The organism is Candidatus Neomarinimicrobiota bacterium (assembly GCA_022567655.1).
GTDB lineage: Bacteria > Fidelibacterota > SORT01 > SORT01 > SORT01 > JADFGO01.
Genome location: JADFGO010000112.1, coordinates 1 through 6,038, shown reverse-complemented (window position 1 = coordinate 6,038; position 6,038 = coordinate 1). Strand labels below are relative to the sequence as shown.

Genomic DNA, 6,038 nt, shown 5'->3' with positions numbered 1-6,038 from the left:
GCTTGGGACTCTCAATGAGCTTCAATCTGTTCAACGGGTTTGCGGACAAAGCGAATCTTGAAGAATCTCAGGCGATTTACCGCTCTTCATGGGAAGACTATGAAAATACAAAACGAAACATATTGGCGACCATTGATAATGCGATAACCCGGTTAGAGACATACGAAGAGTTGGAGATGATCTTTTCGGACAATAAGGAATCTGCGGAAGAGGATCTACGGTTGGCAACGGAGCGGTATGAACTTGGCTCGGCTACGCTTTTAGAAGTACAGGATGCACAAGTAGCCTTATTGAGATCAAATACATCCACTATACGAAATAAATACGATTATCAAATTGCTTACGCGCAGCTTTTAAATGCTATGGGCACTATCCGGACGGGGGAATTAAAATGACGAAAAAGAAAAAGTACATCTTAATCGGTGGCGGAGTGATCCTTATAGGAGCCATGGTTGCCGCAAATCTTATGAGAGATTCAGGAGATGCGGTCAACGTTCAGGTTGAGGAAGTAACTCGTGAGCGGATCATAGAAAAAGTGGGCGCTTCAGGTAATGTGCAGCCGGTAATGTCTGTGGATATAGCCGCAAATGTCAGCGGCAAAATATTGAGTCTCGGGGCTGTAGAGGGAGACCGGGTTGTAATGGGACAACTGCTTGTTTCATTGGACAGCACAAAATATGTTGCGACGGTTGATCAGCGTAAGGCAGCACTTCGTTCCGCAAAGGCTCAGCAGGCGGTGGAATTAGCGAATGAAAAAGTTGTTAAAAGCACTACTAAGAGGCAAAAAGAGCTATTCAGGAAAGGTCTGATATCCGAATCGGAACTTGAAACAGCGAACGGTAATCTTGAGGTTGCGAAAGCCCGGTTCAATAGCTCAAAGGAAAGTGTTTCGCAGGCAAAGGCGGCTTTAGATCAAGTGAAGGACGATCTCGCAAAAACAAAATTATATTCTCCTGCAGCCGGTACAGTGATACGGATAAATAAGGAAGTTGGCGAGATTGCGCTTGGTTCTCAGTTTCAGCAAGACATAATAATGACCATCGCCGATCTATCACAAATGGAAGTTTTGGTCGAAGTAGATGAAAATGACGTCGTCCTGCTTGAGGAAGGTGATACGACTGAGATAGAGATAGATGCGTTCAGAGATGAACTATTCATTGGTATCGTACACGAAGTTGCAAACTCCGCGGTCACAAAAGGCTTAGGAACGCAGGAACAGGTAACAAATTTTGAAATCACGATACGAATGTTGCAATTCCCGAAAATGCTTCGACCGGGGATGTCCGCTTCAGTGGAGGTGATAACGAACATTTCTGATTCCACGATCGCAATACCTATTCAGTCGGTAACGGTCAGGGAACCGAAGCGGCTTGAACGAAAAGAGAGGGAAGAGGGTGTAGCTATTGCTTCAGATGAACCTGAAGAAAATGAGAAAGAAAAATCTTGGGGCGCAAATGACATGGTAGAAGTGGTATTCGTGATCGAGGACGACATTGCGGTGATGAGAAAGGTGAAAACCGGTATCACGGGCGAATCAAAAATTGAAATTTTAGAAGGAGTGGAAGAGGGTGAGAAAGTGGTAACAGGCTCATATCGTATCTTGAGCAAGACTTTAGAAGACGGTGACGAAGTAAAGATAGAGGATAGAAACAAGAAGAGAGGCGGGCGGGATAAGAATGAGCATGATTGAGATTAACAATGTGAAGAAAATATATGATCTCGGCGCTGAAAGCATTCATGCGCTGGACGGAGTAAGTCTTAGTATTGAGCAGGGAGAATACTTGGCAATCATGGGTCCGTCCGGTTCAGGGAAATCCACCCTAATGAATATTATCGGCTGTCTTGATACGCCGACTTCAGGCACATATTCTTTCGAGGATGAGCTTGTTAGCGAGATGAATGATGATCAACTCGCTTTGATCAGGAATAAAAAGATCGGGTTTGTTTTCCAAACGTTCAACCTGTTGCCAAGGGTGACCAGCCTCCATAATGTTGAACTTCCATTGATCTATGCCTCTGTCGGGACAAGCCAGCGGCGTAAACGCGCGGAAGAAGTATTGGAGAAAGTGGGATTGAAAGACCGGATGGATCATAAGCCTAATGAACTCTCAGGAGGTCAGAAACAGCGAGTGGCGGTGGCAAGGGCATTGGCAAACAACCCGTCGATAATTCTTGCGGATGAACCGACAGGAAATCTCGATTCGAAGACGGGCAAAGAAATAATGGTGTTGTTTAATGAGCTTAGCGCAGCAGGGCATACGATCATACTTGTAACGCATGAAGAATATATCGCCGACAATGCGGCTCGAATTATAAGGCTTCATGATGGCTTGATCTCAAGCGATGAGTTGAACTCTCGAATTTCACTGAACTGATGATAACTTATTTCGTTCACGAATATATCGAAGGAATCAGGATAGCGCTTTCGGCGTTACGGGATAATAAACTCCGAACCATACTGACAACGTCAGGCATCGTTATCGGTATAGTGGCGGTGACTCTCATGGCAACGGCTATAGAAGGCTTGAATCGAGCCTTTACAAGCAGTATTTCGGCGCTTGGTTCAGACGTACTTTATGTCCAGAAGTACCCCTGGTTTTCTAACGATAGGTTCAAATATAAAAACAGAAAAAATCTGAAACTGTCAGACGCCGATTTTATCAAGAAATATTCAACATATGCCGAATATGTTGCGCCGGTCATCATGTCACATAAAACAATCAAACATCGTGAAAAGAGTATTGAACGTGTATTATTGATTGGGACAGAAGTATCATATCGAGAGACTTCAGGAAGTTATCCTGAATACGGACGTTTTTTATCTGAGACCGATGTGCATCACTCACGGTATACAGCGGTAATAGGCTCCGAAGTGGCGGATAAACTTTTTGAGAATGAAAATCCGATGGGCAAAAAAATTAAGATAGGCGGAAAACCATTCAAAATTATAGGAATCTTAGAGGAAAAAGGAAGCTTTCTCGGGATGATGGATCTCGATAACCGGATCATAATACCTGTCGGAACATTTCAGAATTCATTTGGAACCCGCAGGAGTCCCTCAATAGAGGTAAAGATGAAGGATCCGGATACGATTGAAGAAGCCAAAGACGAGCTCATCGGCATAATGCGGCGATCCAGAAAATTATCTGCATCTTTGGATGACGATTTCAGCATAAATCAGCAAAGTCTATTCAGTGACATGTATGCTAAAATGACCGGAGCAATCTATGCCGCAGGTATCATCATAACGTCGCTGTCACTTCTTGTCGGCGGAATAGGCGTAATGAATATAATGCTTGTCTCGGTCACGGAGAGAACGAAAGAGATAGGGATTCGAAAAGCTTTAGGAGCTAAAAGAAGGAACATCATGGTTCAATTCCTGATTGAATCAGCATCCATATGCGTTTCCGGGGGAATAATAGCGCTGATAATTGGGTTCGGTCTTAGCATCATAATTAACGAATTCCTTCTTCCCACAGCGATGCCTCTTACTTGGGCACTGATCGCAATACTAATTTCCGCGGTGATAGGGATCGGTTTTGGATTGTATCCTGCCGCAAAAGCATCCAAACTCGATCCTATCGAAGCCTTGAGGTATGAATAATGGAATGGTTTGAAAGCGTACGAATTGCCATAGAGAGTATCCGAAGAAATAAACTTCGTTCCTCTCTGACACTAATCGGAATGATAATCGGCGTCGCATCGATAATTGGTATTATGACGGCGATCGACGCGATCCAAGCCTACATGGAGGATAGCTTGTCAATTCTCGGCTCAACCGTATTTCAAGCTCAAAAATATCCGGCGATGCAAATCGGCAGGCACAACAGATCCAAATATAGAAACCGTAAGGATTTGCTAATTGAGCACGCAGATGCCATAAGAGACCGGGCAAAATATATCTCAAACGTAGGAGCTGAAGATTGGAAGTTTGGAAGATCATTCCGTTTCGAGAATGAGGCGACAGATCCTGTGTTTATGTTAGCGGGAGGTACGCCGGAATTTTTTGTGAATAACGGATATTTCATTAGCGAGGGAAGGACTTTAACCAAAACGGATGTGATATATGCTAAAAATGTGATTGTTTTAGGACAGGATATTGTTGAGGCGCTCTTTCCCTTTACATATCCGTTAGGAAAAATCGTAAAAGTAGACGGCAGAAAGTTTGAGGTAATCGGAATTCTTGAAGAACAGGGAAACCGTATGGGTCAATCGAGAGATAATCTTGCCGCAATACCGTTAACCACGTATCAAAAGATGTATGGCAAGAAAGGCTCGATAAATATAACCATATCCGCTAAATCTCCTGAAGTGTTAGAGGATGCCATTGAGGAAGTCATAACAATTTTGAGGACGGTACGGAAAGTGCCTCCGGGGAAAGAGAACGATTTTGAAATTTTCAACAGCGCCACCCTTATTGACACCTTTAATGATATGTCAAAAAATCTGAGGATAGGTACGATCCTGATAAGCTTCATATCGCTTGGAGTCGCTGGAGTCGGAATTATGAACATTATGATGGTATCTGTTACGGAACGAACCAAAGAGATAGGGATAAGAAAAGCGCTCGGAGCGCGCAGAAGAAATATACTTCTGCAATTTCTTGTCGAAGCCATAATCTTAAGTCTGCTTGGAGGCATCATCGGAGTGATCGTGGGGGTAGGGATAGGAAACCTCATAGCGAGTCTGATGAATTTAGACATGGGAATCCCTTGGATGTGGGTCACAATGGGATTGGTATTTTGCTCCTTTATAGGAATCGTCTTCGGGATTTGGCCTGCTGCAAAAGCATCAAAACTTGATCCTATTGAATCACTGCGATATGAGTAAAGTCATCTGATCTATTGATCCTACGGCTCATAGGATGAATCAAACAAAACTATTTTAATTGTTTCAAGGCTAATTGAGGTCAGGGCGAGCCCCGACTCGCACACTGTTCCTTGCCTTTCCACACGTATGGACGGCATAGCCGGACTGGACTAATGTCTTGCCGGGAATATTTACGTCCCCTGCTTTTTAAGGAGTGGATGCCTCGAAGAGGCTGGGGTGTGTTTATCATTAAGAATAACGTAAATTTATCCTCTATGAGAACGATTGAATTTCTAAAATAATACTCAATAAATTCCCCTCTATTAAGAGGGGTGGATTAGCCGAAGGCTAAGACGGGGTGTGTAAAGAGTTTTATAATTGGAATGTATTATATTACTTGCATGACAAAACACCTCTATAATAAAAATCTTAAGAAATTTGCCACCAAGCTGAGAAACAATTCAACCCTTGCGCAAACTCTTCTTTGGAATCAACTAAAGACAAAGAAGATGATGGGTTACGATTTCCATCGTCAAAAACCTTTGGGTAATTAAATTGTAGATTTCTATTCACCAAGACTGAAACTGATAATCGAAGTAGACGGAGTCACACATGATTACAAACTTGAGGAAGATATTAAGCGAAAAATAAAATTAGAATCGATGTCGCTATCCGTTATTAGTTTTCTGGATTCGGATGTTCGGAACAATTTAAACGGAGTTCTTTTGTTTATTAAAGAATGGATTAAGGAGAACGCGGGAGATTGATATCTAACTCTTGACACACCCCGTCTTCTCGCCACTATGGTGTCTCGAATCCACCCCTCTAATAACAAGCCAGACATAAGTCGGGCTGGCGAGACCTGATTTATCAGGTCGTGGCAATCTCAGATTTTGTTCCAACATAGAGAGATTGGCTTACGCCTGTCTTCGGCTGCCACGTCACAGCTTTGCTGTTCCTCGCAATGACGATTATTCTCTCCCTTTTAGGGAAGTGTCCGGCAGTTGCCTAACGAGCCTGTCCGACCGATGTCAGGTGGACAAAAATGACATTAAGGGTTCATATTGTTAACGGCAATTGTCAATAAATCAGCGAAATTACAATAGTTGGTATTAAATTTGCACTTGACTGTCGAATCGCCTTCCGCTAAATTCAATATTATTAATAAATGGAAAAAGTTTGAGTATAACAAGCGCCGATATAGACAAAATTGCAAATCTTGCAAAACT

5 protein-coding genes and 1 pseudogene are annotated in these 6,038 nt (G+C 42.9%); all 6 read left to right on the top strand.

Translation table 11 applies throughout. From position 1 onward, the window contains the following. Positions 1 to 14: 14 nt before the first annotated feature. The 6 genes and pseudogenes from IID12_09500 to IID12_09475 all read left to right on the top strand — a co-directional run bounded on the left by IID12_09500 (position 15) and on the right by IID12_09475 (position 5,576). Positions 15 to 395 (top strand): TolC family protein, encoded by a 381-nt coding sequence (locus IID12_09500; GenBank protein MCH8289321.1) that lies wholly within the window; start codon positions 15 to 17, stop codon positions 393 to 395. After that, positions 392 to 1,690 (top strand): efflux RND transporter periplasmic adaptor subunit, encoded by a 1,299-nt coding sequence (locus tag IID12_09495; protein ID MCH8289320.1) that lies wholly within the window; start codon positions 392 to 394, stop codon positions 1,688 to 1,690. The genes IID12_09500 and IID12_09495 overlap by 4 nt, the downstream gene beginning before the upstream one ends. Continuing rightward, complete coding sequence (locus IID12_09490; GenBank protein MCH8289319.1) at positions 1,683 to 2,375, top strand: ABC transporter ATP-binding protein; 693 nt, start codon at positions 1,683 to 1,685, stop codon at positions 2,373 to 2,375. Before IID12_09495 ends, IID12_09490 begins: the two co-directional genes overlap by 8 nt. After that, on the top strand, positions 2,375 to 3,604 hold the full coding sequence (locus tag IID12_09485) for an ABC transporter permease (protein MCH8289318.1): 1,230 nt from the start codon (positions 2,375 to 2,377) through the stop codon (positions 3,602 to 3,604). The genes IID12_09490 and IID12_09485 overlap by 1 nt, the downstream gene beginning before the upstream one ends. After that, positions 3,604 to 4,830 carry an ABC transporter permease gene (locus IID12_09480; GenBank protein ID MCH8289317.1) on the top strand — a complete coding sequence of 409 codons (1,227 nt, stop codon included), beginning with the start codon at positions 3,604 to 3,606 and terminating at the stop codon, positions 4,828 to 4,830. The genes IID12_09485 and IID12_09480 overlap by 1 nt, the downstream gene beginning before the upstream one ends. A 380-nt stretch (positions 4,831 to 5,210) precedes the next feature. After that, positions 5,211 to 5,576: pseudogene (locus IID12_09475) on the top strand (DUF559 domain-containing protein). The last annotated feature ends 462 nt before the right edge of the window (positions 5,577 to 6,038 follow it).

Coding starts and splice junctions, on each gene's coding strand:
- IID12_09495 (MCH8289320.1), top strand. CDS start 392: ATGACGAAAAAGAAAAAGTACATCTTAATCGGTGGCGGAGTGATCCTT.
- IID12_09485 (MCH8289318.1), top strand. CDS start 2,375: ATGATAACTTATTTCGTTCACGAATATATCGAAGGAATCAGGATAGCG.
- IID12_09480 (MCH8289317.1), top strand. CDS start 3,604: ATGGAATGGTTTGAAAGCGTACGAATTGCCATAGAGAGTATCCGAAGA.
- IID12_09490 (MCH8289319.1), top strand. CDS start 1,683: ATGATTGAGATTAACAATGTGAAGAAAATATATGATCTCGGCGCTGAA.
- IID12_09500 (MCH8289321.1), top strand. CDS start 15: ATGAGCTTCAATCTGTTCAACGGGTTTGCGGACAAAGCGAATCTTGAA.